Origin of the sequence: Streptomyces monashensis (genome assembly GCF_001866665.1) — a bacterium.
Lineage (GTDB): Bacteria > Actinomycetota > Actinomycetes > Streptomycetales > Streptomycetaceae > Streptomyces > Streptomyces monashensis.
This window is the reverse complement of record NZ_MLYO01000059.1, coordinates 16,296-40,877: the sequence shown is the minus strand read 5'-3', so window position 1 is coordinate 40,877 and position 24,582 is coordinate 16,296. Positions and strand designations below refer to the sequence as shown.

Genomic DNA, 24,582 nt, shown 5'->3' with positions numbered 1-24,582 from the left:
GTGTCCTCATCTTCGGCTCCCGCACGCCCCCGGTCTGGCGCCATTCGGACATCGCGTTCCCGTCCGCGGTTCCGGGCTCCTCGGCTTCCGCGGCGGCGGTGCGGGAGGCCGTGGTCACGGTGAGCCGCCCAGCCGGCGGGCGAGAGGCTCGGCGGCCTCGGTGCCGTAGGCCTCGGCCACCTTGGTGAGCAGTGCCGTGCGGTCGATCTCATAGGCCTGCGAGCCCACGGTCGCCAGGGCGAGGGCGGCGAGGGCGCAGCCGAGGCGGGCCGCCGTGGCGGGGGCGGAGCGCCAGGTCGTGGCGGCGAGGAAGCCGGCCCGGAAGGCGTCTCCGGCGCCCGTCGGGTCGGCCACCGGCACGTCGGGGAGCGCGGGGACGGCGAGCGGCGGTGCGCCGGCGGACTCGACGAGGGCGCCGCGCTCACCGAGTGTGGTGACCCAGGTGTCCACGCGGGACAGGACCTGGTCGTGTGTCCAGCCCGTACGCTCCTGGAGCAGGGCCGCCTCGTACTCGTTGGTGAACAGCCAGCGCGCGCCGTCGGTCAACTCCCGTACCTGCGGGCCTTCGAGGCGGGCCAGCTGTTGCGAGGGGTCGGCGGCGAAGGCGATGCCCAGCTCCCGGCACTGCCGTGTGTGGCGGAGCATCGCCTCGGGGTCGTTCGGGGCCACGAGGACGAGGTCGAGTCGGGCGGCGGGCAGGGGCAGGCGGGCCAGGTCGATCTCGCGCGCCTCCGCCATCGCGCCCGTGTAGAAGGAGGCGATCTGGTTGGCGTCGCGGTCCGTGGTGCACATGAAGCGGGCGGTCTGCCGCCGGTCGGACACACGGACCGCGCCGGTGTCGACGCCGTGGTCCTTGAGCCACACCTCGTACGGCGCGAAGTCGGCGCCGACAGCGCCGACCAGCAGCGGTGCGAGGCCGAGGCCGCCGAGCCCGAAGGCGATGTTGGCGGCCACGCCCCCCTTGCGCACGTCGAGGTCGTCGACCAGGAACGACAGCGAGACACGGTCCAGCCGGCCGGGGATCAGCTGATCCGCGAACCGCCCGGGGAAGACCGCGAGATGGTCGGTGGCGATCGAACCGGTGATCGCGACGGTCATGTCAGGCCCCCGCGGCCCGGCGGAGCATGTCGGCGCGGTCGGTCCGTTCCCAGGTGAAGTCGGGCAGTTCACGGCCGAAGTGCCCGTAGGCCGCGGTCTGTGTGTAGAGGGGCCGCAGCAGGTCGAGGTCCCGGATGATCGCCGCCGGACGGAGGTCGAAGACCTCGTCGACGGCCTTCTCGATGCGCTCCTGCGCCACGGTGCCGGTTCCGAACGTCTCCACGAACAGCCCCACGGGCTCGGCTGTGCCGATCGCGTAGCCGACCTGCAGCTCGCACCGCTCCGCCAGCCCCGCGGCCACCACGTTCTTGGCCACCCATCGCATCGCGTACGCCGCCGACCGGTCCACCTTCGACGGGTCCTTACCGGAGAACGCGCCGCCGCCGTGGCGTGCCATGCCCCCGTACGTATCCGCGATGATCTTCCGGCCGGTCACGCCCGCGTCGCCCATCGGACCGCCGATCTCGAACCGGCCCGTGGGGTTCACGAGCAGCCGGTGGCCGTCCGACCCCACCTTGATGCCGTCCTCGGCGAGTTCGTCCAGGACGGGCTCCACGACGAACTCCCTGATGTCCGGTTCGAGGAGCGAGGCGGGATCGATGTCGGCGGCGTGCTGCGAGGAGACCACCACGGTGTCGAGACGCACGGGGCGGCTTCCCTGGTACTCGATGGTGACCTGGGTCTTGCCGTCCGGGCGCAGGTAGGGGATCGAGCCGTCGCGCCGGGCGGCGGCCAGGCGGCGGGAGAGCCGGTGTGCCAGCTCGATCGGCAGCGGCATCAGCGTCGGCGTCTCCCTGGTCGCGTAGCCGAACATGATGCCCTGGTCCCCTGCCCCTTGCTGGTCCAGGGCATACTCGTGGCCCTCCACCCGGGACTCGTAGGCGGCGTCCACCCCCTGGGCGATGTCCGGCGACTGCGCGCCGATCGACACCGACACCCCGCAGGAGGCCCCGTCGAAGCCCTTGGCCGAGGAGTCGTAGCCGATGCCCAGGATCGTGTCCCGTACCAGCTGTGCGATCGGCACGTGCGCCGTGGTGGCGACCTCGCCGGCGATGTGCACCTGGCCGGTCGTGATCAGGGTCTCGACGGCCACGCGGGAGGCCGGGTCCTCGCGCAGGAGCGCGTCCAGGATCGCGTCGCTGATCCGGTCGGCGATCTTGTCGGGGTGCCCCTCGGTGACGGACTCCGAGGTGAACAGACGACGGGACATCACAGGACCTCCGGCTCGTGGAACGACGGTGCGGGAGCGGCGAGCGCGCGGGTGACCAGCGCCCGTGCGGCTCCGGTGTAGGCGGTGGGGTCGAGCAGATCGTGCAGCGCCTTCTCGGTGAAGTGCGCGGTGATGTCGGGAAGGCCGCCCAGGACGAGCGCCAGCGGACGGTCCTCCCGGTCGGCGGTCGCCGACGCCTCGGCGAGCAGCACCTTGGCCGCGGCTCTGCCGAGCCGCGGGGCGAGGGCGGCGGCCAGGCGCTCGGTCACCACCTGGCTGCCGGTGAGCGCGAGGTTGTGGCGCATCCTCTCCGGCGAGACGGTGAGCCCCTCCGCGAGTTCGGCGGCGGTGTGTGCCGCGCCCCCGGTCAGCCGCAGGCACTCGCGCAGCAGCAGCCATTCGGCGTGCCAGGCGCCGGCCGAGCGTTCGTCCTCCGTCACCAGGCACTGGGCCAGGCCGCCCGCCAGACCGGGGACCTGGAGGGCGGCGCTGCGGATCAGCGTGGCGAGGACGGGGTTGCGCTTGTGCGGCATCGCGGACGAGCTTCCCCGTCCGGCCACCGCCGGTTCGGCGACCTCCCGGATCTCGGTGCGGGTCAGGACGAGAACGTCGGCGGCCAGTTTGCCCAGGGCTCCGGTGGTGAAAGCGAGCGCGGCGGCCAGGTCGGCGACCGGGGTGCGCAGGGCGTGCCAGGGCAGTGCGGGGCGGACCAGCCCGGTCTCGGCTGCGAACGCGTCGACGAGGCGGTCGTGGTAGGTGTCCGGGTCCGTGGCGTCCGCGTCGAGCCGCGCGCACTCCACATAGCCGGCCAGGGTCCCCGCCGCCCCGCCCAGCGAGACCGGCAGCGAGGCGCGTGCGGCGGCGATGCGCGCCCGGGCGTCCACGGCCAACTGCCGCCAGCCCGCGGCCTTCAGGCCGAACGTGGTGGGGACCGCGTGCAGGCCGAGGGTGCGGCCCGCCATGACGGTGTCGCGATGCCGCCCGGCGAGGGCGGCCAGGGCGTCGGCGGTCCGCGTGAGATCCGCGCCGATCAGCCCCAGCGCTCGGCGGCACACCAGCATCGCGCCCGTGTCCAGCACGTCCTGGCTGGTCGAGCCGCGGTGCACGTACTCGGCGGCCGCCGGGTCCTCGGCCGCCACCACCTCGGTGAGGGCGCGGACGAGTCCCACGACCGGGTTGGCGGTCTCGCGCGCGGCCAGGGCCAGCGCGCGCAGATCGAGCCGCTCGGCCCGGGCCGCCCGGGTGATGGTGCCGGCGGCGGGCCGCGGTACGGTGCCCAGCCTCGCCTGGGCGCGGGCGAGCGCCGCCTCCGCGTCGAGGAGGGCCTGCAGCCAGGCGTGGTCGGACACGGCTTCCTCGACGGGGGTTCCCGCCCGCACCGGTGACAGCAGTCCGGAGTCGGTGCGGGCGTCGGACGTTTCACGTCGTGTCATGAGGTCACCTTCAGTAGGCCGATCCGGGCACGGGCGGCTCCGGGGGATGTCGCGCGTGACGGGGCGAGCGCGAGCAGGGCACGGGCGATCGCGTCCGAGTCGCCGAGGATCACCGAGTTCACGCCCGGCCTGATCCCGGCCGCCGTCACCCAGTGCACGGCCTCCGTGGGAACTCCGTAGGCGAACCGGCGCGGATGTACCCGGCCGTGCCGGTCCACCGTGCGGTAGGGGCGCTCGGTGACCGCCACGCCGCCCGACTCGTACGTCGTGCCACAGCTCCCCTCGATCCGGTACGGGGTGATCTGGCCGCTGGTCAGCAGCTGGCGCAGCAGGGCGTCGCCGGTCTGCCGCAGATCGGGCTCCGGCAACCGGGCCTCGATCAGCGCGGTCGCCCGTACCGGCTCCGCGTCGACGCTGGTGGAGGATGCCGCGAACTCGGTGTGCGGGCCGTCCGTCGCCATGACGATCTCCGTGCCGGGCCCCAGGATGTCGACCACCCCGGCCTCGATCAGCGCGTGCAGCTCCTCGATGCGCGAGACGGGCGGGCCGATGGACAGGAACGCGTTGAGCGGTGTGTACCAGCCCTGCAGATCGTCGCGGTACGAGTTTCCCTCCAGGCCGCCGTGATCGACCGCGAGCCGCAGCTCGTTGCGCAGGTCCCGCAGCACGTCCAGGGCCGCCTTCAGCGGGCCGCTGACGTTGCCGGCCCGGGCCTGGCGGATGTCGTCGGCGAGATAGTCCAGGAGCCAGCGGCGAAAGCCGGCGCGGTCGGCGAAGCGGCGCCCGCGCGTGGGCTGCGCGACGGCTTCCCAGTCCCAGCGGACCCGGTGCTCGATGCCGTGGGCGTCGAGCAGTTCTCGCTGCGCGGCTCCGGCGGGGGCCGCCAGATAGCGCCGCCCGAATCCGGGCGCCTGCTCGGCCCGTGCCCGGGCGGTGAGCAGTGTCTCGTAGTAGACGCACTCGACCTCCTTGGCGACCAGCGGCCACAGGTCGGTGGCGAAGTGGATCCGCTCGCCGTCGTGTGCCCTGCGCCGCAGGGCGCCGATCGTCCCGGTCGTCAGCAGTCGCGGCTCGTAGCGGCCGTGCGGGCCCTTCTCGTTCTCCCCGCGCGCGTGGTACGGGATGCCGCGCCGCGACCCGGCGACGATCCTCGGCTCCTGTCCGGAGGGCAGGTAGACGAGCCGGTCACCGCGTCGGACGAAGGAGCCGCCCCGGCCGCGGGTGAGCAGGGCCATCTGGTCGAAGAAGTTCAGCCCGAGTCCGCGGATCAGTACCGTCCGGCCGGGCTCGACCGCCGACAGGTCGAGGTCGGCGGGGTTCGCCGGGAGGAAGTACGTCAGCCCGAGCCGGGTGGCCGCGCGCGCCCATGCGGCCTCTTTCGGCGAGGGCCGTCCCGGCACATGGCCGAGCGCGAGGACGACCGCGTCCAGGCCGGACAGGCGACTGCCGTCGGCGAGTTCGAGGGTCTGGGGGCCGCCGGGCACCTCGCCCTCGTCCGCCAGGGCCACGGCGCGGGTACGGTGCTCGACGATCGTGCAGTGCGACGGGGCCTGTTGCGTGATCCGCCGGAAGACGTCGGCGAGATAGTGGCCGTAGAAGGCACGGGTCGGATACGCGTCCGGGTGGAGTGCGCGGGCCTGTGCGCGGGTGCGGTCGTCGAACAGGTCCCGCTCCGCGCCCAGGACGACCTCCTTGGCCCAGGCGTGGAGGCTGGGCCCCGGTTCCACCGGCCCGTCCATCACCACCGAGTCGTCGGTGAAGACGGTCACCTGTGAGGCCACGGTGTTCATCAGCAGCTCGTGCGACTGCGTCGTGCGCCAGACGCGGCCGGCGCCGGGCCGGTACGGGTCGACGACGTGGACGGTCACCGACGGGTGCGTGGCCGACTCGCGTTCGTTGGCGCAGATCCGCTCCAGGACCGACAGGCCTCGCGGACCGGCCCCGACGATGCAGATCTCCAGCCCTGCCGCGCTCATCGTGTCCCCCTCGCCCCGCTCCGCCCCACGCCGGTCACCTGTGCCACGAGGCCGTCGGGGTCGGTGGGCAGCTGGTTGCCCCGCCACGCGACGTGCTGGTCGGGGCGGATCAGCACCAGGTCGTGTTCGTAGAGTTCCCGGGCGCAGGGGACGTCGACGTCCAGGACCGTCAAGGGCATGCCGTACGCCTGGGCGGCTGCCTCCAGCGGCTTGCTGCTCGGGGTCCCGCTGCCGAGCCGCAGCAGTGTGAAGCCCGGGCCGAACCGGTCGAACAGCGAGCTGCCCTGGCCGTGCCACTCGTCCAGCCACAGGTGGGGCGCCCGGCCACCGGGCACACTGCTGGGCACATAGGTGCCCCACGAGTCGGCGGGCGGCTCCCCGTCTCCGGCGACGATCGGGGAACCGTCGTAGCGGGCCCCGAGGTGCACGCCCAGGGCGTGCGTGCGCTCCCCGTGCGAGCGCAGCAGGTCCCCGGCACGCACCCGGGTCCGCTCGCCCTGCGGGCTGTCCTCCTCCAGTGCGGCAGGCAGCTCGACGGCGTCCAGCGACGCGCCCAGCTCCCCGGCCGCGGCGGCGTTGCGCCGGGCGACGGGGCGGCGCTCCGCCTCGTACGTCGCGAGCAGACCGGGGCCGCCCCAGCCCTGCAGGACGGCGGCCAGCTTCCACGCCAGGTTGGCCGCGTCGTCGACGCCCGTGTTCATGCCGAACCCGCCGCCGCACGCGAACGGATGGGCGGCGTCCCCGGCGAGCAGCACCCGCCCGATGGTGAAGCGCTGCGCGATCAGGGCCGTGTCCGGCGTCCCCGGCCGGCGGCCGAGGACCTCGACGGGCAGCGGCACTCCCGCGGCGCGGCGCACCACGTCGACGAGCCGGTCCGGGCCGGCGGCCGGCGGTGTCGGCGCCGGCGTCGGCGCGTCGGCCAGCAGGAAGAACTCGTCCCTGCCGTTGAGCGCGGTCAGGCTCGCCCTGAGTTCGTTGTTCAGCGCCCAGTAGGTCCAGGCGCGCCGGCCGGGCACGACGTCGTGGTGGAAGGTGGGCAGCCGCAGGTGCGCCGCGGTCACCGAGTGGCCCGGGGTCCGCTGTCGGTGTGATCCGCAGCGCTCGTGATGGACGCCGACGGCGCGGCGCACGTGGCTGTGTCCGCCGTCGCATCCCACGGCGTACCGAGCCGTCCACTGTTCCGCCGGCCCGTCCGCGCGCTGGGCGAGCACCTTCACCCGCTCCGCGTTCTGTTCCAGTGCGGTGATGTGCCGGCCGTGGCGCACGGTGATGTTCGGCCGGGTGAGGACGTGTTCGTACAGGAACTTCTCCACGTACATCTGGTCGGCCCGCAGGACCGGTTCGGGGGTCTGGTCGGTGGCGGCTGCGGCAGCCGCCTGACGCATCCGCAGCCCTCGGCATGCCAGCGGCAGCCGGGACAGTTCGTGTCCGCCGAAGCGGGTGAAGTAGGCGATGTCCGCGGGGTGTCCGGCGGGCAGCCCGAGCCGGCGGATCGGCGCCGCGATGCCCAGCCGGCGGCAGTACTCCATGGTCCGTGGGCTGTGTGCGTTGCCGTGCGGCTCGGCGTGCCAGGTGTCCTCCGCGTGGAACACCACGGATTCCACCCCGTGGCGGTCGAGGAAGAGCGCCAGCATCAGTCCGACCGCCCCGCCACCGACGATGGCGACGGAGGTGCGCAGGGCTCCCTTCATCTAGTCGTGCCCTTTCCTGCTCGCGGCGTGCGCGCGCCGCCCCAGGGCGGTCTCCAGCGCATCGTTCAGCACGTCCTCGGGGTATGCGCAGTAGGTGAGTTGACGCATCGTCACGAATCCGTCCGGGCGGACCAGGACCACTCCGTCCTCGTCGTGCCCACGCAGCCGGTACCACTCGCCGTCGACGTCGTACGGCTCGCCCGGGGCGCCCACCGCGTACGCGTCGATGCGGACACCGTGGCGCTGTGCCACCGATTTCGCCGCCTCCCGCCATACTCCGCCGTGGGCGCCGGCGAACAGCAGGAACGAGCCCGGGGTCCCGTGCAGTTGGTGGGTGGAGACCCGCTCACCGCGGTGGCGCAGCCACGCGTGCGGAAGCCGGGAGCCGGGACGGGCCGTCTGCGGGCAGAGCAGACCCAGCGGATCCGTCCGCGGGCGCGGGGTGTGGTCCGGAGTGACGAACCCGGCGTCGGCGTAGTCGTAGCCCATCTCCAGACCCAGGTGCGCGGTGGTGATGCGATTGGTGTCGAAGTACTCGCGCAGTACGGCTCGACGCGTCTCGCCGTCCGGGGTGTCGGAGAACAGGGCCGTCATCTGAGCCCGGTTCCATTCGGGGCGGGCGCCGGGCACCACGCCGGTGCCGGACGTGAACGCGATCTGGTTGAAGAGCGAGAACAGGGCGCGCTCGACGACGCGTCGGGCCACCGGGCGCCGCTCCGGCTCGTAGCTGTCGAGGAGCGATTCGTCGGCGTTTCCCCGCAGGACCAGTGCCAGTTTCCACGCGAGGTTGTGGGCGTCCTGGACACCGGTGTTGAGCCCCAGCGCCCCCGACGGCGGATGGCGGTGGGCGGCGTCCCCGACCAGGAAGACCCGCCCCGAGCGGAACGTCCGGGCGAGCGTGCCCTCCACCGGCCAGCGGCTGATGCTCAGCACGTCCATGGGGTGGGCGTCGGGCAGCTTCAGGGTGCGCCGCACCATCTTGACGATCGTCTCGTCGTCCAGTTCGGCCGCCTCTTTGCCACCCGGAGGCCGCGAGAACATCAGCGTCCACTCCTCGGAGTGCCGCCCCCAGCGGCGTGGCCCCATGGGCACCACCCCGCAGTGCTCCAGTGTGCCGTCGTCCGACAGGCTGGAGACCCGGTTGACCACCGCGTCGTCGTACGGGATGAACGGCGAGAAGTCGGCCCGGACATGGAGGTTGATCCACTCCAGGAAGGTCGGGGTGCCCTCCATGGGGATGTCCCGCAGCCGGCCGATCGTCTTGCCGCCGTCCGCCGCGATCACGTACGACGCACGGACCCGGAACGTCCGGCCGCCGGTGCGGTCCAGGACGGTCGCGGTGACTCCGGTCCCGTCCTCGTCGAGGGTCAGCAGTTCGTGGTGGAAGAGCAGGCCGCCGGGCGCACGCTCCTCGGCGTGGCGGCGCAGCAGCGGTTCGAGCCAGCGCTGGCCGAGATTGGCATGCGGCTGCGCGGACGCCTTGGCGTAGCGTTCGGCCAGTTCCCCGCCACCGTAGGCGCTCGTGCGGTACAGCACCTTGCGGTCGTAGGGCTCGTCCCCGCCGAGGCTGGACAGCCAGGCCATCGCCCTGCAGTTCTCCGGGGGCGATCCCTCGCGGCGGATGTCGGCGGCCACCTGGTGGTGCGCGAATATCTCCATCGTCCGGGCGTTGAGGATGTGCGCTTTGGGCTGCACCGACGTCGAGGGGTGGCGCTCCACGAGCAGGGACTCGACACCGAGGTCGGACAGGGCGAGCGACGAGGTGAGTCCGGCACCCCCGCCGCCCACGACGAGTACGGGGACGCGGCGGAGGCCGTCCGGACCGGGCTCGGGAGGCACGTTCATGCGTCCTCCTTCGCCGGTGCCGCGACGAGCAGGCTGGTCTCCAGGGCCATGTCGCAGACGGACTCCAGACGCAGCCCGGCCCTGCCCAGCAGCGTCCGGTAGCCGTCGAGCGTCCGCTCCCGCCCGCCCGCCTGCACCAGGAGGTGCAGATCCCACAGGAGGGGAAGCAATGCCGATCCGTCGGTCGGGACGACCCGCTCCACGACCAGCAGCCGGGCGGAGTCGGGCATCGCCGCGCGGACCGTGGACAGCAGCTGGACACAGCGCATGTCGTCCCAGTCCTGCAGCACCCGCGACAACAGGTAGACGTCACCGCCGGCGGGGACCCTCTCGAAGACGTCGCCGCCGACCGTTTCGTGACGGCCGGCGCCGAGCACGCGCAGGAGGTGCTCCTCGGCGACCGGGATCACGTGGGGAAGGTCGAACAGCACGCCGCGCAGTCCCGTGTGGGCGCGCAGGATCGTGGCCAGCAGCCTGCCGGCACCCCCCGCGACGTCGACGACGGTGTGCGCGGACGAGAAGTCGTAGGCGTCGATGACGTCCGGGAAGAAGACGTTGCCGGCGTTCATGGCGCGCTGGAAGCGTGCGGCGGTCTCCGGGTGAGCGGCCAGATGCTCGCCCAGCGCGGTGCCGAAGGCGTGCCGGAATCCGGAGTCGCCGGTACGGATCGCGGGAACAACGGCGCCCCAGGCGCGGTAGAACTCCTCGCCGTAGATCACGGCCATGTCCCGCATGGAGCGGTCGTGGTCGCTCCGCAGCAGGTCGCCGACGGGAGTGAGGCGGTAGCCGTCGTCGGCGCCGCCGTCGAAGACGCCCATGGCGGTCAGCAGGCGCATCAGGCGTTCGATACCGTCCTGTCGGGATCCGGTCGCGTCGGCCAGCGCCGTGGGCGTGGTGCACCCGGCATGGACGCGGTCGGGGATGTCGAGTGCGGCGGCCGCATGGAGCGCCTGGGCCTGCCAGGCGCCGGTGAGAAGGTCCACCACGCGACGCGTGGGGTTCTCGTGTGCCATGTGTCGAGCCTTTCGATGTCGGATCGTTCGACGCGGTCGTCGGCGCCGGGCACCGTGGGGAGCCGCTCCGTCGAAGGCGGCTACTCGACGGCCTCGGGCACGGTCCGCGGGGATGTCCCGCGGTCGTGCGCCACGGGCCCCTCGGCAGGGCGGCGCAGCAGGTCGCGGTGGTCCTCGCGCAGCCGGCGCTTGAGCACCTTGCCGGTGGGACCGACCGGCAGCGCGCCGCGGTCCGCCGCCACGACCAGCCCGGCGAGCGGGGCGAGCCCCTGCTCGGCGAGCACGGCGTTGCACCGGCCGAGCAGGGCTCCCGGCTCGGCGTCGGGCGTGCCGCGGAACAGGACCACCGCGGCCGGCAGCGACCGCCCCGGGTGGTCGGGATCGTCGACGGCCACCACTGCCGCGTCGAGTGCCTGCGTCGTCAGCAGCACCGACTCCTCCAGGGGAAGGCTGTAGACGGGGCCCTCGGCGGTACGGATCACATCCGGGGTGCGGTCGAGGTGGTACCAGCGGCCGTCGGGCTCGCGCCGTACGACGTCTCCTGTCAGGAAGTAGCCGTTGCTGAGGGATTCCTGGCCGAGGGCCGGGTCGTCCCAGTAGCCCGGGGTGACGCTGGGGGTGCGTACGCCCAGCAGCCCGGCCTCGCCGTCGGGGACCGGGCGGCCCCGCTCGTCGAGGACGGCGGCGTCCCGCACGGCCTTGACCGGGCGGCCGATGAGACGGCCGTACTCGGCGGTCTGCGGGGTGTGGACCGTACGGAACAGCACCATGCCCATCTCGGACGAGCCCAGGCCGTCGACGTAGCGCGAGCCGGTAAGCCTGCGGCGTCCCTCGCGCCGTGTGCCGAGTGCCGTGAGCGGGCGGATGTGCCGCTCGTGCGAGGCGTCGCCCATCCCGTTCCAGGAGTGGACGGACCGTGCCGCGTACGGGGTGATCCGGGCGACGTCGATCTCCGCCAGGGTCAGCGGGAAGGCGAGGACGAACGTGGGGCGGAAGCGGTTGATCGCCCGGGCCACCAGGTCGCCGTCCGCGCCGTCCAGCACGAGGGTGGGAATCCCCAGCAGCAAAGCCATGCTCAGATAGCTGATGCCTGCCGAGTGGCTGTGCGGCAGTGCGGTCAGCATGCGGTCGGAGCGAAGCGACGGGAACGTCCAGAACCGCTCGCGTTTGCCGTCGAAGAACGAGGCGTGCGTGAAGACCGGAGCCTTGGGCCGGCCGGTGGTCCCGGACGAGTGCGAGATCATCACGAGGTCGTCGCCCCCGTGCGCGTACGGGAAGCCGGGCATCAATCCCGACGGGCGCGGGGCCGTCTCGTCGAGCCGCCGGATGTCTTCCGTCAGTACGGTCTTGGCCGAGGCGCCCTGGGGCCTGGCCCAGACGTCGGCGCACGCGGCGAGCAGGTCCGCGTCGCCGACGAGCACCGTGGTGCGGGTGCGCCGGAAGTACTCGGCAGCGGTTTCCCTGGCCATGTCCGGGTTGCAGTGCACGGCCACCGCGCCGAGGCTCGTGATCGCTATGTGGTGCAGCAGACCGTACAGGCCATGACGGGTGTAGAGCCCGACGTGGGTCGACGGCAGGACGCCGTGCGCGCGGTACCAGTGCGCGTACCGGATGACGGTGACCCGCATGTCGTTGAGGGACATGCCGGGCATCTCTGCGTCGTCCCAGGTGGGAGAGGTGGTGTCGGGGTGGAACAGGAGAGGCCTGTCCCGGTCGCTCGCGATCTGCCAGGCGTGCCAGAAGAAGTTGCCCGCGCCGAGGCGGCGATCGGCGGTCAGCCGCAGGCGCTCGGCGACGGACCGATGGGTCCCGAATAGGTACATCTGCGTGCCTCTCAGCCTTCGGTGGAGGATGCCTGCTCCGGTGTTCCGGCGAGCGCTGTGCGCACCCACTCGGCCAGGGCCCTGCTGCGGATGTCCCAGGGGATGCCCCGGCCGGCCGCGAGGGGCGCGGCCCGGTGCAGGGTGTCGGCCAGGTGCCGGTTGAAGCCACGGTCCGCGGCGGTCATCTCCGCTGCGGCGAAGTGGTCGCGCAGCCGCCGCAGCAGGCTCTTCGGGTCCGGGCCGAGCAGCAGGGAGCAGACGCCCGCGCGGGTGGTGGCGGCGAGCAGGTGGCCGAGTTGGCACTCGGCGAACGCGTAGCGCACGCGCACCCCGCGCCCACGGTTCTTGAAGGCGGTGGGGGTCATGCCCAGGAGGTTCTGCGCCAGGGCGTAGAAGTTTCCGCTGGAGTTGAATCCCGACTCGTAGATGGCTTCCGTGATGGTCGGCGTCCGGTGGATGGCCCGCCGCAGCCGGTCGCCGCGGCAGGCGACACCGTAGAGCCGGGGTGTCACTCCCATCCGTGAGGTGAAGACGCGATGGAAGTGGAACCGGCTGAAGCCCGTCGCGTCCGCGAGTTCACCGAGCGACGGGGTCGGCCCGGAAGCCTCCATGACCCGGCATGACCGTATGACTGTCTCGACATGGGTGTCGCGTAAGGCCTTGTCCGGACGGCAGCGCAGGCAGGGCCGGAAGCCCGCCCGTTCCGCCGCGGCCGGGTCGGCGAAGAACACCGTGTTGGCGCGGTGCGCATGCCGCGAGCCGCACGAGGGGCGGCTGTAGGTGCCGGTCGTCACCACCGAGTAGCAGAAGGCCCCGTCGGCGCGGCGGTCGCGCCGCAGCACCGCGCGCCAGCGTGCGTCGTCGTCGGCGAAGTCCCCGGCCGGCCGCGCCGCCCACCGCGCCCCTTCGGACTCCTCTTCCCGCACGGCGCTCATTTCTCCAGGCAGAACTCGTTGATGGGATAGCCGACGTGCCGGTCGGCGACGGGCAGATAGCCGAGCACCTTGTCTCCCGGCTTGAGTTCGGTGCTGTTGAGTACGGCACCGCCCGGGCCCAGCACACGCACGTGCCAGTCGTCCTGGAGGATCAGGTTGGCCGTGCGTCCGTCGGGGCCGACCGCGTCGATGGAGATCAGCGGACGGCTCTCGATCTTGACGCGGCCCACGGTGACCAGCCTGGTCCGGCCGTGGACGTCCACGGCGGTGACCTTGCTGCCGGCCGTCAACTCGCTGAGGTAGTTGGTGCGTTCGTTCTGCCCGAGGGTGTAGGAGTGGATGGCTCCGGCGTTGACGCGGAAGGGCCGCGTGGGCATGTAGGGCAGCGGATGGGTCTCGCTGACGCACAGGATCATGCCCTTGGAGTGCGAGCCGACCAGGATGCCCTCGTCCTTGCCGAAGTAGGCGGTCGTGTCCACACAGGCCCGGTCGCCCATCCCGACATGTGCGGTGGCGGTGATCTCCAGCTCTGTCAGCTCAAGATCCGGTACTCCGGCCTCGGCGGACCTCTTCAGGGCGGTGGCGTCACCGACCTTGGCCGGTGCCATGAGCACACCGTCCGAGCCGAGTTCGAGGACACCGAAGATGATCTCGGCCTCTTCGACGTCGTGGGCGACGGTGACGAGGCTGCCCTCCGCCCTGGCTGCCGCCGCGATCACGATCTCCAGCGGAATCTTCGTGGGGTCGCGGAAGTCGAGCAGGCTCCATTTGTCCGTACGGCCGGAGCGGCAGGCCTCCTCCAGCGTCTCGGCGTCGACGATCTCGACGTAGCGGCCGAATTCCAGCTCGGGGTGACGCAGCGCCAGTTCCGCCGGTTCCCCGTGCTTGGCCGGGTCGACGACGACCACGTCGGCGGCCCCGAAATCGTCGGGGAGGGTCTGTCCCTGGGGGAAGAGGATCTTCTTCACCGTGGGCGGCAGGGAAGCCAGGTCCGCCGGGTCGGATGTGAGGATCCCGTCGATCCGGGCATGGATCGCCTCTTCGATGACGGCTTCCTTCGCCGTGCCGATCGATCGCACATCAATCCAGCTGAGCTTCACAGGGCACCTGCCATTCGCGGAGAGGAGGTGGAGAGGAGGGAACCGGCGGGACCGTGGACGATCCCGGCCAGTTCGAGGACGGTCGCGCGGGGTGCCGTCGAGCCGAACACCCGGCGCCCGACGGCAAGGCCGCGGCATCCGACGGCAAGGGCGGAGGTGGCGAAGTCGGCGAGGCTGCCGTCGTGGGCACCGCCGGCCACGACGATGGGGAGGGGGGAGCTTTCGACGACCTCGGCCATCCGCTCCGTCGGCGTGGCGACCACCGTCTTGACGATGTCGACTCCGAGGTCGGCGGCGATGTTGACCACGTGGGAGAGCAGAGCGGGGTCGGAGGGGTCGGTGACCCGGGGGCCGCGCGGGTAGATCATGGCGAGCAGGGGCATGCCCCAGCGGTCGCAGGCCGTGGCGACCGTCCCCAGGTCGGCGATCTGGGCGGCCTCGGTGTCCGATCCGATGTTCACGTGCACGCTCACCGCGTCGGCCCCGAGGCGGATGGCGTCCTCGACATCGCCGACCAGGACTTTGGCGTCGACGTCCGGGCTGTGCGCGGTGCTGGCGCTCAGGTGGACGAGCAGGGAGCAGCGCGAGAGCAGTTCGGGGTCGATGACCCGCGCCCGGCCCTTGTGCACGACGATGCCGTCGGCACCGCCGGCCACGACGTCGCGGACCAGTGCGTCGAAGCGGTCGGCCTTGGCGATCGGCCCGTCCGAGACGGAGTGGTCGAGGGGAATGAACAGATAGCGCCCGTCTCCATGACCGGACAGCCTTGCCAGACGCAATGATTTTCCCGTGGAAAAAGATCTCATGGTCGGGCACTCCTTTGTGCAACAGATACCGGGGCCGCCGTCCGCTCTTTGTTGCACATCGGCACGCCGGTCGGCAGCCACGTGTAGATTGAATGCACCCACGACGACGCTCTGCTTGTGAGGCTCGTCGATACCGGTTTTCCGCTGAAAAACATCCTGCCATCGACGGCACCAGAAGCTGCATAGAGCCGCTACAGAGAACGGGAATACCCGGTTCCGACGCAGGCATGAAAAAGCGGCGCGGGCCGGATGGTGGCCCACGCCGCTCGGGTATGCCGTCACCCGCGATGACGGACGGACTGCCGCGGCCCGTTACGTCGCGGTCTTGGTCCGGGCGGGGGTGCTGCTCGCCGCGGCGGGTGCGGTGCGCCTGCTGAGGACCGCCAGTTGCGCCAGGGCCGCCGCGGCGAATCCGACAGCGCTCAGCACGAGGGTGATCACCATGAAGCCGTGCACCGCTGCCGCGCGCCCGCCGCTCGGAGCGAGATCCAGGTACACGGTGCCGAAGAGCGCGACGCCCAGCACGCCGCCGACTTGAAGGGTGGTGTTGAACAGCCCGCTCATGTCCGGCGCGTACCGGTCCTCCACCGCGCTGGTCAGATGGGTGAGCGTGCCGCTGAACGCGGCTCCGTACCCCAGCCCGCCGAGACCGAGCAGGGCCGTCAGCAGCACGCCGCTCGTCGTGCCGGCCCACGCCCCCACACCGATGCCTGCGAAGGCGAGCGCGAGCAGCACGGTGCCGAGGGGGGCCACCCGGCGCTTGACAGCGGCGGGCATGCGGTCGAGCAGCGGGCCGGAGACACCGAAGGCGGCCACCCAGGACACCAGGACGAGGCCCGAGTAGGTGGCGCTCTTGTGGAGTCCCGCCTGCAGATACTGCGCCAGCACGAAGAGCAGGGCGAAGTACGTGGCCCGGGTGGCGGCCTGGGAGACCAGGGCGTACACCACCGGCTTGCGGGTGAGGAGGGACAGCGTGATCAGTGGTTGCCCTCCCCGCCGGCCCACACGGCGCTCGACCCCGACGAACCACGCGAGGGCGGGCAGGCTCGCGGCGAAGCAGATCCACGTCCACGCGGGCCAGCCCGCCTCGCGGCCCAGCACCATGGGCAGGACGAGCAGCAGCAGCGCCGCGGACAGGACGGCCACACCCGCCAGATCCATGCGCTGAGTGCCGCGCCGTCCGTCCGCCGGAAGGAAGCGCCAGCCGACCACGATCAGGCAGAGTCCGAGCGGGACGTTGATCAGGAAGATCGGGCGCCAGGCCGTCCCGAACAGATCCGCCGAGACCAGAACACCGCCGATGACCTGGCCGAACACCGCGCTGCCCGACAGCACCGCCGTGTACAGCCCGAGGGCACGGCTGCGGGCGGGGCCCTGGAAGTTGAGCTGGATACCGGTCAGCACCTGCGAGGTGAGCAGCGCGGCACCGGCCCCCTGGACGACCCGGGCGACCACCAGGAGGACAGGCGTCGGCGCCAGGCCGCAGGCCAGCGACCCGAAGGTGAAGACCGTGAGACCGAGTTGGAACATCCGCCGGTAGCCGCGCGCACCGCCCAGCCGTGCGCTGGTGATGAGCAGCACGGCGTACGTGAGGGTGTAGCCGGAGACGATCAGCTCCAGCTCGGCCCCAGAGGCGTGCAGATGATGCTGGATCGAGGGGGTGGCGATGTTGACGATGGCGATGTCCACGTTGCCCAGGAACATTCCGCCCAGTAACGCCGTCAGCAGCCACCCGGAGTGTTGCGGCCTCTGTGTTGCCTCAGTCATCGACTCCCTCTCTGACCGTTCGAACGCGGCGACGTGACCCGTGTCGCGGACTCAAGTCAACCGGAGCCGAAGGAGCGGAGCTGGCGATATTCGGACGTGGTGTTCGTCCGGCGCGCACGGCGTCAACCGGATACCCCCTGGGGCCGCCGCTATGCGACCTCGCCGTTTACGGCAAATCCCTCGGGGGGTTCGGGTCCCCAGAGGTAGAAGCCGTTTTCCGGCTTGTGCTGTTGCGCGGACCAGTCCATCCCGCAGGGAATGTAGTCCATTGCGGCCGAATACTCCGAGTAGCTGCCCCACGGATCGCGGACGTAGTGGAAATAGTTCGATCCGAGAACGTGCCGTCCGAGGCCCCAGCCGGCGCTGAATCCCTGGTCGGCCATCTGCATCGCCCCGAGGCCGACGTCGTGGACGGAGGCGACGTCCCAGCTGCAGTGGTGGAACCCGGGCCCGTTCGACGCGGCGAATGCCAGCAGGTGGTGGTCGCTGCCGTGCACGCCGTGCATGAAGGCGACCTCGCCGGCCTGGTCCGACAGCCGCAGGCCCAGCACCCGGCCGTAGAACTCGACCGCCCGGTCCACGTTCCGCGTGAAGATCAGGACGTGCTGCAGCCGGCGCGGTCTGACCTGTCCGGTTTCGGAACGCAGCGGAGCGCACCGTGTCCCGGGAGGCGAAGCCGGCATGAGGGTCCGTGACTTCTCGTTCGGGGAGCTTTTCCCGGCATCCCTCAGCTCGATCAGCAGTCCGTCGCAGTCCTGGAACCACACGCCGTCGCTCTCGGTTCCGGCCGGCGGGTCGAGACGCGTGATGCCCTGATGCTGCAGCCTCCGGGCGAACCGCGGCAGGTCGTCGGGGAACACACCGAAGGAGAGGTGCTTCAGCTTCTTGGTCCGGCCTTCGGAGAAGTTGCCCCAGCAGTGCGTGCTGTCGTCCGTGAACAGGCCGAGGCCGTTTCCCCGCTCCGTCACGGTGAGGCCGAAATCGCGGTAGAACCCCTCCGCCACCGCCAGATCGGGAACGGCGAGGCTGAAGCTGTCGAGGGAATGTACACCGAGAAGTCCCGTTCGGCGCGTGGGCTGCGGGGCAGGCGAGCTTTCTCCCATGGTCATCTCCCGGAGCGGCGGGCTGCTTACCGTCGGTCAACCGTAGAAGGCGTTCTGTGGCGCACACGCTCTGCATGTTGCTGTCGAAATCCGCGGGGCGCGGGCCGGTGGGTCCAGGCGCGGGCCGGTGGATCGAGGCACGGGCCGGTGAGTTCGACCGCAAGGGTCGGAGTGCCGGGCGCCGCCCGCCGGACCGAGACTCGGCCCGTCACTGCCTTGGGGCGGGCGGCCCCGGCGGGCTGTGGCTCCCAACGGCTCACACGACTCCGACGCGGGTGTCGAGCCCGGTCGGTCGGCAGGCAGGAGCGGATTGCATGAAGCTGGTGCGCTACGGACAGCCCGGCCGTGAGAAGGCGGGAATCCTCGACCAGGACGGCCGGGTCCGCGATCTCAGCGGGATCCACGCGGACATCACCCCTGAGCTTCTGGCACCCGAGGCTCTGAGCCGACTGCGCGGCATCGCTCCGGAGAGCCTGCCGCTGGTGGACGAGGGTGAACGGATCGGCCCCTGTCTGACGGGGACCTCGAAAGTGGTGTGCATCGGCCTCAACTACCGTGACCACGCACGGGAAACGGGCAAGCCCATCCCGTCCGAACCCGTTGTCTTCATGAAGGCGACGACGTCGATCTCAGGCCCGTACGACGATGTCGTACTCCCCAAGGGCGCGGAGAAAGGGGACTGGGAGGTCGAACTCGGACTGGTCATCGGGCAGAAGGCGCAGTACGTGGCCGAGGAGGACTGGCAGCGCTACGTCGCCGGATACTGCGTGGTCAACGATGTCTCGGAGCGCGCCTTCCAGGTGGAGCGCGGCGGGCAATGGGTCAAGGGAAAGAGCAGCGACACCTTCTGCCCCCTCGGTCCCTGGCTCGTCACCGCCGACGAGGTGGCGGACCCGCAGAACCTGGAACTCACCGCCGAGGTCAGCGGCGAGATCATGCAAGCGGGATCGACCAGTGAGATGATCTTCGACTGCGCTCATGTCGTGGCGTATCTCAGCCGCTTCATGACGCTGCTGCCCGGAGACGTGATCGCCACGGGCACGCCCGCCGGTGTCGGCTTCGCCCGCAACCGCTTCCTCAAGCCCGGGGACAGCCTGCGGCTTTCGGTGGCAGGGTTGGGAGAGCAGCGCCAGCAGGTCGTGGCCCACGAGGACCGCCGCTCCTGAGGCCCCTCGCGGTCCCCGGGCGGGCCGCCGGATCCCGTCGCACGGCAACGACGAAGCTCCTGGCGGACGGGGTGGCGTCACACCTCCGGTACTGCCGGGAGCCGCGTGCGCCGTCGCCGTATCCGCCGCGCGCGCCGGCCGGTCCGCGGACCTCACATGCTGCCGGACACCCTGGCGAGCAGCGCACCCACGCTCTCCGGCAGCCGGCTGCCGCGCCAGGCGACATGCTGGTCCGGGCGGATGAGCACCAGGTCGCGTTCGTAGAGGTCACGTGCCGCCCCGTCGGGTATGTCCAGGACGGTCAGCGGGATGCCGCGAGCGGCGGCCTCCGCCCGCAGCGCGTCGCAGGCGGGCGGCCGCCCGCCGAGGCGCAGCAGTGTGAAGCCGGGGCCGAGCCGGTCGAAGAGCGAACCGCCCCTCTCCCGCCGCTCGTCCAGCCACAGATGCGGGGCGCGACCGCCCGGGACACTGCTCGGCGTATAGCTGGTGAGGCAGTCCGTGGGCGGATCGTCGCGATCTTCACCGACGATGACGGGAGAGCCGTCGTAGCGCGCGCCCAGCTGGACACCGAGGGACCCGAACTGCTCGCCGAAGCCCCCCAGCCGGGCCCCCAGCGCCTCGCGCGCGGCGCGCCCTTCGGGCGAGTCGTCGTCGAGTACGGCCGGGCGCTGCAGGCCGGCGAGATTCCGGTTGAGTTCCCGGGCCGCGGCGGTGTTGCGCAGGGCGACGGGGCGACGCTCCGCGGCATAGCTGTCCAACAGGCCTTCCCCGCCCCAGCCGTGCACGCGGGCAGCCAGTTTCCATGCGAGGTTCGCCGCGTCGTCGATGCCCGTGTTCATCCCGAACCCGCCCGTGGGGGTGAACAGATGGGCGGCGTCCCCGGCGAGGAACACGCGTTCCGTGCCGAAACTCTCGGCGACCAGCGCCGCCCCCGGCGTCCAGGGCCGATGGCCGAGCACCTGGACCGGTAGGTCGGCTCCCGCCGCCTGCCGCACGATGCGCGCGAGCTGCCGTGCGTCGAAGAAGTCGGGATCCAGCGAGCTGGTCAGCAGGCTGTACTCGTCCGTTCCGTCGAGGGAGAAGAGGTTGACGACGACCTCGGCGTTGACGGCCCAGTAGCTCCAGGCGTCCCGCCCGCCGAGGAACTCCCGGCGCAGGGTGGGCAGCCGCAGATGGGCCGCGGTGGCCCGTCGGCCGAGGATGTCCTGGTCGAGCGAACTCTGCCCGGAGTAGGAGATCCCTGCCGAGTGGCGCACCAGGCTGCGCCCGCCGTCGCAGCCGACGACGTAGCGGGCCCGCAGCCGTTCGCCGCCCCGGAGCCGCACGGTCACGCCCGCGCCGTCCGGGAGGATCCCCTCGACCCGGCACCCGTACCGCAGGGTGATGCGGGGCCGGGCCCGCGCGTGCCGGACCAGGAACCGCTCGACGTACATCTGATTGGCGCGGTGCAGCGGCTCGGGCACCTGGTCCGTCCGCGGCGCCGAAGCGACGGCCTTGCGCTTCTGCGCGCTCGACGGCATCGGCAGCCGTGCCAGTTCGAAGCCGCTGTAACGGGTGAAGTACGCGACGTCCGTGGGATGTTCCTCGGGCAGGCCCAGGGCGCGTACCCGGTCGGCGATGCCGAGCCGCCGGTAGTGCTCCATGGTGCGCGCGTTGTGGGTGTTGCCCCGTGGATGGGCGAAGGACGGGTCGCCCTCGTCGCACACCACGCTCGCCACGTCCTGGGCGTCGAGGAAGAGAGCGAGAGCGAGCCCGACCGGCCCCCCGCCGACGATGACGACGGGGGCCCGCACCGCGATGTCCATGTCAGACCGTCCTCATCCCGAGTCACAGGGTGTTGTCCCGGGAACGGTACGCAATCGAGCAGCCCCGACACGTCCTGGAACTTGCCGCCGAATCACCGGACCGAACGAGCCCCCCGGGGCCCGCGGCCGGCCCTCGCGCCCAGGCCGCGGCGCAGCGCCGAACGCCGTGTCTGAATCACGCCAGCGCCGGGGCGGCACCCGCCGCACAGTGGATTCGGCAGGGCAGGAGAGCTGAGGCCCGGTGGTGGCCCGCACGCCATGACGTCCTGTGCGACTCTCGGAGAAACCGGGGTGTTCTGACCAGTGATGGACGAGCAGCTGCCCGAGCGCCTGGCGGTGGATCTCGACGACGGCTTCACGGAACTCGTACGCGTCCACTCCGCGGCGGTCCGTACGTTCCTGTTCCGGGTCTCGGGGTCGGCCACCGACGCGGACGACCTGGGACAGGAGACGTTCCTACGCGCCTACGCCGCGCTGCGGGGCTACGAGCTCCAGCGCCGCCGTGAACTACGGCCACGCGCCTGGCTGATGACCATCGCGGCCAACGTCTGGCGCAACCACGTCCGTACGAACGTGCGCCGCCCGGTGTCCACGACGCCGGTCGAGGACGCCTGCCAGGCCTGGCCCGACACGGCTCCCGGCCCGGAAGAGCGGGTGGCGACGGCCGAGGACCGGGTCCGGCTGGTGTCTGCACTGACCGAGCTGCCGGAGAACCCCCGCATCGCCGTCGTGCTCAGACATGTGGTCGGCCTCAGTTACGGAGAGATCGCCGAGGCTCGGAGATGTCCGGTCGGGACCGTGAAGGCACAGGTCTCCCGGGGCATCGACAGTCTGCGTCAGCTGCTCGACGCCAAGGCCCCGCCCACGAGGGAGGTGTTGCGATGAGACCGGACGACGAAGGGCCCCTGCCGTCAGCGCCGGAACTGGAGAAAGCGCTGGCCGCCCTCGCCTCCCCCGCTCCGGCGGACTTCAGGCTGCGCGTGCTGCGGCGGGCAGGGATCGCCCGGGACCGGTACGACAGCTATGTGCGGGTCGACACGGACGCCGGCGGACTCTACGTCGCCTTCGGCCCGCATGCGGTCACCGGCGCGATGCTGGAGACGATGGTCACCGGACCCGACGGGTTCGAGGAACTGCACCGGAGCCGGACCCGACGGACCGCGATCCGTGCCACGACACCGTTCCCCGGGCTGCGCACGGCCGTGCGCACCGGGCGCGCCAAGAACCTGGCCATCGACATGGGACACGTCGGCACGGAACAGCGCGCGGTCCTGGACGCCGTGCGGACCGTCCCCAAGGGGCAGCTGCGTCCGGTAAGTTGGATCGCCAGGGAGGCGGGCCTCGATCGTGAGCGCGGCGAGCGTGAACGCGGCGAGCGCGAGTGCGAAGGCGGTGACATCATCGGCCGGGCACTCGCGGCGAACCCGGCGGTCCTGCTGATTCCCTGCCACCGCATCACGGGCGAGGACGGCACGCCCTGTGATGCCGCGTATCCGCCCGGCACAGGAGAAGCGTTGCGGGCCACCGAGGGCATCGACATGACACGGCTGGCAGAGCTGGCCCGGCGAGGCGCCTTCCTGCTGGGCAGCGCCACCACACACATCTACTGCCATCCCACCTGCGCGCATGCCCGCCGCATCACACCGCGGCACCAGCGGCCGTTCCACAACGCCTCAGAGGCCCGACAGGCCGGATATCGCGCATGCCGCAGCTGCCGGCCCCTCACCGCCTGAGACCGCCCGCTGTCCGACAGAACCGGAAGAGAGAGAACTCCGTAATGCCCCTGGCTGAACCACCGTGCGCCGACGATCCCGTGACCGTCAGTCATCCCACCCCTGTCGGCATGCTGACCCTTGCGGCCACCGGCGAGGCCCTCGTGTACTGCGGATTCCGCACACCGGATGTTGCGGAGCCGCGCGTGCCCGACCGGCTGACGGTGCCGTGGGACGCCACACCGGCCCAGCGGGCCGTTCTGGACGAGGCCCGCGCCCAGCTCGACGCGTACCTCGGCGGCCGGCTGCGGACGTTCACGCTTCCGCTGGATCTGCGCAGGGCCACCGCTTTCGTCCGGGAAACCGTCGTGGGGCTGGAGGAGTTCGTCCCTTACGGCCGCACCAGCACCTACGGCGAACTCGCGAAGCGACTGGGCCGCCCCAAGGCCGCCCGGGCGGTCGGCAGGGCGCTCGGCGCCAACCCGCTGTGTGTCGTCCTCCCCTGCCACCGCATCGTGGGTGCCTCGGGTCAACTCACCGGATACGCGGGGGGATCCGCCGCCAAGAAGTACCTCCTCGACCTGGAAGCGGCCGGCTGAGCCACCCGCGGGTGTGCGGTCCCCGCCGGTGTGCAACTCTTCTCCTCACTCCGGTGTTCGAACCAGTGCGGCACAGTCCTGGCGAGGAGTGGGAAGTGTGGGCATCCTCCATGCGTGAAACGTCCGGTGCCGGTGAGCCCGACTGGTGGGGAGCGGAGTTGCTGGCACGGCATCCCGCGGGTGCGGTGTGGGCACGGGCCCGTCACGAGGTGACATACGAGCGGCTCCGCACACAGACAGGCGCGTTGCGCCGGCTCTTCCTGGCCCACGGCATCCGGCCCGGCACCACCGTGGCCCTGCGGGGAACCCCGAGCTTCACCCAGTTGTGGTCCGTCTTCGCACTGTGGTCGCTCGACGCTCAGGTCATGCTGATGGGACCGACGATACGCGGCCGTGAGCTGGGCCGGCTCCTCGACCGTTGCCGGCCCCAGTTCTACGTGTCCTTCGACGCGTCCTCCTTCGGGCCACACCGCTTTCAGGACGAGTGCGAGATGTTCGTCCGCCAGCTCCGGGGCGGGCATCGAGCCGTCAGCGACCACTGCCTCGTCCACTTCACCTCCGGCAGCACCGGACTGGCCAAGGCAGTGGGACGCACCCCGCAGTCCCTGCTGACCGAACTCGACGTCTTCCGCCGTATCGGCGGCATGCCCGGACCCGGCTCGAAGGTGCTGCTTCTGGGCCCGGTCGCGCACTCCTTCAACCTCATCGGTGGCCTGCTGCAGAACATGAATGCCGGTGCCGTCACGGTCTTCGCGAGCCGCAGCACGAGGCCGGCCGTGCTCCGCGCGGCGATCCGGTCGGGCTCCGACACGATTCTGGGCATGACCGAGCACTTCACAGGACTGGCCCTGGCGGACCGCGCCGTGCGGATGCCGAGGCTGCACCGCGCGATCTCCGGCGGCGACCGGCTGGAGGACCGTGTGTACGCCCGGTTCACCGAGCGATACGGCGTGCGCATCGGACAGGCGTACGGCACGACGGAGACCGGCATCGTGGCCGCCGACCCGACGGGATGGTTCGGCCCGGGCACGGTGGGCATGGCGGCGCCGGGGACGCGGGTGCGGCTGGTCGACGGAGAGCTGCAGGTCCGCATGGAGCGCACGCCGTATCTGACGGAGGAGACGGCACCCGCCCGCTTCATCGCCGACGGAGCCGCGGACGGACCTGGCTGGCTGTGTACCCGTGACCGGGCGGTGCGCGATCCGGCCGACGGCGCGCTGCGGATCCTCGGCCGAATCGATCCGCCCGCGGACCGGCACAGCCTGACCCGGGGGCTCGACCACGTCCTGCTGGCCGACCGGACGGCGGGACGGACGCTCACGCGGGGCGGGCAGCCGACCTGACGAACCGGACCGGCGGCCTGCGGCCGCCGGCTTCCCGGCCGCGCCGACGAGTGCAACCAGTGCCCTGCGAAAGGTGTTCTTCTGGGCGGAAGGATCTGTTCATCCCGACCAGGAGGTGAGACGCGATGGCCACCCCGACGGGGAAGACCGCAGTCAT

At 71.6% G+C, this 24,582-nt stretch carries 19 protein-coding genes; 5 read left to right on the top strand and 14 right to left on the bottom strand.

Annotated elements, in window-relative coordinates; translation table 11 throughout:
• Positions 1-114 precede the first annotated feature (114 nt).
• The 13 genes from BIV23_RS31635 to BIV23_RS31575 form a co-directional block, all read right to left on the bottom strand.
• Positions 115-1,098 carry a carbohydrate kinase family protein gene (locus tag BIV23_RS31635; protein ID WP_071384414.1) on the bottom strand — a complete coding sequence of 328 codons (984 nt, stop codon included), beginning with the start codon at positions 1,096-1,098 and terminating at the stop codon, positions 115-117.
• Position 1,099: 1 nt separating this feature from the next.
• Positions 1,100-2,308 (bottom strand): methionine adenosyltransferase, encoded by a 1,209-nt coding sequence (metK, locus tag BIV23_RS31630; protein ID WP_071384413.1) that lies wholly within the window; start codon positions 2,306-2,308, stop codon positions 1,100-1,102.
• The gene (locus BIV23_RS31625; protein ID WP_071384412.1) at positions 2,308-3,741 is read right to left on the bottom strand and encodes a nitrosuccinate lyase; all 1,434 of its coding nucleotides are present in this window, start codon (positions 3,739-3,741) and stop codon (positions 2,308-2,310) included. Before BIV23_RS31625 ends, metK begins: the two co-directional genes overlap by 1 nt.
• The gene (locus BIV23_RS31620; RefSeq protein WP_071384411.1) at positions 3,738-5,717 is read right to left on the bottom strand and encodes an FAD/NAD(P)-binding protein; all 1,980 of its coding nucleotides are present in this window, start codon (positions 5,715-5,717) and stop codon (positions 3,738-3,740) included. Before BIV23_RS31620 ends, BIV23_RS31625 begins: the two co-directional genes overlap by 4 nt.
• Positions 5,714-7,408, bottom strand: a complete 1,695-nt coding sequence (locus tag BIV23_RS31615) for an FAD-dependent monooxygenase (RefSeq protein ID WP_071384410.1) — start codon at positions 7,406-7,408, stop codon at positions 5,714-5,716. The genes BIV23_RS31620 and BIV23_RS31615 overlap by 4 nt, the downstream gene beginning before the upstream one ends.
• The gene (locus BIV23_RS31610; protein ID WP_071384409.1) at positions 7,409-9,253 is read right to left on the bottom strand and encodes an FAD-dependent monooxygenase; all 1,845 of its coding nucleotides are present in this window, start codon (positions 9,251-9,253) and stop codon (positions 7,409-7,411) included.
• Positions 9,250-10,266 (bottom strand): methyltransferase, encoded by a 1,017-nt coding sequence (locus BIV23_RS31605; protein ID WP_071384408.1) that lies wholly within the window; start codon positions 10,264-10,266, stop codon positions 9,250-9,252. Before BIV23_RS31605 ends, BIV23_RS31610 begins: the two co-directional genes overlap by 4 nt.
• Before the next feature lie 80 nt (positions 10,267-10,346).
• Positions 10,347-12,089 carry an AMP-binding protein gene (locus tag BIV23_RS31600; protein ID WP_071384407.1) on the bottom strand — a complete coding sequence of 581 codons (1,743 nt, stop codon included), beginning with the start codon at positions 12,087-12,089 and terminating at the stop codon, positions 10,347-10,349.
• A gap of 11 nt (positions 12,090-12,100) precedes the next feature.
• Positions 12,101-13,024 carry a bifunctional transcriptional activator/DNA repair enzyme AdaA gene (locus BIV23_RS31595; protein ID WP_071384406.1) on the bottom strand — a complete coding sequence of 308 codons (924 nt, stop codon included), beginning with the start codon at positions 13,022-13,024 and terminating at the stop codon, positions 12,101-12,103.
• Positions 13,021-14,124, bottom strand: a complete 1,104-nt coding sequence (locus tag BIV23_RS31590; protein ID WP_071384405.1) for a 3-dehydroquinate synthase II — start codon at positions 14,122-14,124, stop codon at positions 13,021-13,023. The genes BIV23_RS31595 and BIV23_RS31590 overlap by 4 nt, the downstream gene beginning before the upstream one ends.
• Complete coding sequence (locus BIV23_RS31585) at positions 14,121-14,930, bottom strand: 2-amino-3,7-dideoxy-D-threo-hept-6-ulosonate synthase (protein WP_071384404.1); 810 nt, start codon at positions 14,928-14,930, stop codon at positions 14,121-14,123. Before BIV23_RS31585 ends, BIV23_RS31590 begins: the two co-directional genes overlap by 4 nt.
• A 312-nt stretch (positions 14,931-15,242) precedes the next feature.
• Entirely contained in the window at positions 15,243-16,697 is a 1,455-nt protein-coding gene (locus BIV23_RS31580; RefSeq protein ID WP_245790734.1) for an MFS transporter, read from the bottom strand.
• A gap of 149 nt (positions 16,698-16,846) precedes the next feature.
• Positions 16,847-17,800, bottom strand: coding sequence for a VOC family protein (locus BIV23_RS31575; protein WP_071384402.1), 954 nt, complete (start codon positions 17,798-17,800; stop codon positions 16,847-16,849).
• Positions 17,801-18,114: 314 nt separating this feature from the next.
• On the opposite strand from BIV23_RS31575, the gene BIV23_RS31570 reads away from it, so the two are divergent.
• Positions 18,115-18,966: a fumarylacetoacetate hydrolase family protein gene (locus BIV23_RS31570; RefSeq protein ID WP_071384401.1), complete on the top strand. Its 852-nt coding sequence runs from the start codon at positions 18,115-18,117 to the stop codon at positions 18,964-18,966.
• Between the two features lie 152 nt (positions 18,967-19,118).
• Here BIV23_RS31570 and BIV23_RS31565 read toward each other — a convergent pair whose 3' ends face one another.
• Complete coding sequence (locus BIV23_RS31565; protein WP_071384400.1) at positions 19,119-20,771, bottom strand: FAD-dependent monooxygenase; 1,653 nt, start codon at positions 20,769-20,771, stop codon at positions 19,119-19,121.
• 306 nt (positions 20,772-21,077) lie between these two features.
• On the opposite strand from BIV23_RS31565, the gene BIV23_RS31560 reads away from it, so the two are divergent.
• From BIV23_RS31560 to BIV23_RS31545, 4 genes are all read left to right on the top strand, one after another.
• On the top strand, positions 21,078-21,656 hold the full coding sequence (locus BIV23_RS31560; RefSeq protein WP_071384399.1) for an RNA polymerase sigma factor: 579 nt from the start codon (positions 21,078-21,080) through the stop codon (positions 21,654-21,656).
• Positions 21,653-22,504 carry an Ada metal-binding domain-containing protein gene (locus tag BIV23_RS31555; RefSeq protein WP_071384398.1) on the top strand — a complete coding sequence of 284 codons (852 nt, stop codon included), beginning with the start codon at positions 21,653-21,655 and terminating at the stop codon, positions 22,502-22,504. The genes BIV23_RS31560 and BIV23_RS31555 overlap by 4 nt, the downstream gene beginning before the upstream one ends.
• A gap of 110 nt (positions 22,505-22,614) precedes the next feature.
• Positions 22,615-23,082, top strand: coding sequence for a methylated-DNA--[protein]-cysteine S-methyltransferase (locus tag BIV23_RS31550; protein ID WP_245790733.1), 468 nt, complete (start codon positions 22,615-22,617; stop codon positions 23,080-23,082).
• Positions 23,083-23,192: 110 nt separating this feature from the next.
• Complete coding sequence (locus tag BIV23_RS31545; protein ID WP_071384396.1) at positions 23,193-24,425, top strand: class I adenylate-forming enzyme family protein; 1,233 nt, start codon at positions 23,193-23,195, stop codon at positions 24,423-24,425.
• The last annotated feature ends 157 nt before the right edge of the window (positions 24,426-24,582 follow it).

What these genes read in the sequence shown, in the direction of transcription:
- BIV23_RS31615 (WP_071384410.1), bottom strand. Translation starts at nt 7,408, where the DNA reads ATGAAGGGAGCCCTGCGCACCTCCGTCGCCATCGTCGGTGGCGGGGCG.
- BIV23_RS31605 (WP_071384408.1), bottom strand. Translation starts at nt 10,266, where the DNA reads ATGGCACACGAGAACCCCACGCGTCGCGTGGTGGACCTTCTCACCGGC.
- BIV23_RS31575 (WP_071384402.1), bottom strand. Translation starts at nt 17,800, where the DNA reads ATGGGAGAAAGCTCGCCTGCCCCGCAGCCCACGCGCCGAACGGGACTT.
- BIV23_RS31555 (WP_071384398.1), top strand. Translation starts at nt 21,653, where the DNA reads ATGAGACCGGACGACGAAGGGCCCCTGCCGTCAGCGCCGGAACTGGAG.
- metK (WP_071384413.1), bottom strand. Translation starts at nt 2,308, where the DNA reads ATGTCCCGTCGTCTGTTCACCTCGGAGTCCGTCACCGAGGGGCACCCC.
- BIV23_RS31545 (WP_071384396.1), top strand. Translation starts at nt 23,193, where the DNA reads ATGCGTGAAACGTCCGGTGCCGGTGAGCCCGACTGGTGGGGAGCGGAG.
- BIV23_RS31635 (WP_071384414.1), bottom strand. Translation starts at nt 1,098, where the DNA reads ATGACCGTCGCGATCACCGGTTCGATCGCCACCGACCATCTCGCGGTC.
- BIV23_RS31585 (WP_071384404.1), bottom strand. Translation starts at nt 14,930, where the DNA reads ATGAGATCTTTTTCCACGGGAAAATCATTGCGTCTGGCAAGGCTGTCC.
- BIV23_RS31625 (WP_071384412.1), bottom strand. Translation starts at nt 3,741, where the DNA reads ATGACACGACGTGAAACGTCCGACGCCCGCACCGACTCCGGACTGCTG.
- BIV23_RS31610 (WP_071384409.1), bottom strand. Translation starts at nt 9,253, where the DNA reads ATGAACGTGCCTCCCGAGCCCGGTCCGGACGGCCTCCGCCGCGTCCCC.
- BIV23_RS31565 (WP_071384400.1), bottom strand. Translation starts at nt 20,771, where the DNA reads ATGGACATCGCGGTGCGGGCCCCCGTCGTCATCGTCGGCGGGGGGCCG.
- BIV23_RS31570 (WP_071384401.1), top strand. Translation starts at nt 18,115, where the DNA reads ATGAAGCTGGTGCGCTACGGACAGCCCGGCCGTGAGAAGGCGGGAATC.
- BIV23_RS31600 (WP_071384407.1), bottom strand. Translation starts at nt 12,089, where the DNA reads ATGTACCTATTCGGGACCCATCGGTCCGTCGCCGAGCGCCTGCGGCTG.
- BIV23_RS31560 (WP_071384399.1), top strand. Translation starts at nt 21,078, where the DNA reads ATGGACGAGCAGCTGCCCGAGCGCCTGGCGGTGGATCTCGACGACGGC.
- BIV23_RS31550 (WP_245790733.1), top strand. Translation starts at nt 22,615, where the DNA reads ATGCTGACCCTTGCGGCCACCGGCGAGGCCCTCGTGTACTGCGGATTC.
- BIV23_RS31620 (WP_071384411.1), bottom strand. Translation starts at nt 5,717, where the DNA reads ATGAGCGCGGCAGGGCTGGAGATCTGCATCGTCGGGGCCGGTCCGCGA.
- BIV23_RS31580 (WP_245790734.1), bottom strand. Translation starts at nt 16,697, where the DNA reads ATGACTGAGGCAACACAGAGGCCGCAACACTCCGGGTGGCTGCTGACG.
- BIV23_RS31595 (WP_071384406.1), bottom strand. Translation starts at nt 13,024, where the DNA reads ATGAGCGCCGTGCGGGAAGAGGAGTCCGAAGGGGCGCGGTGGGCGGCG.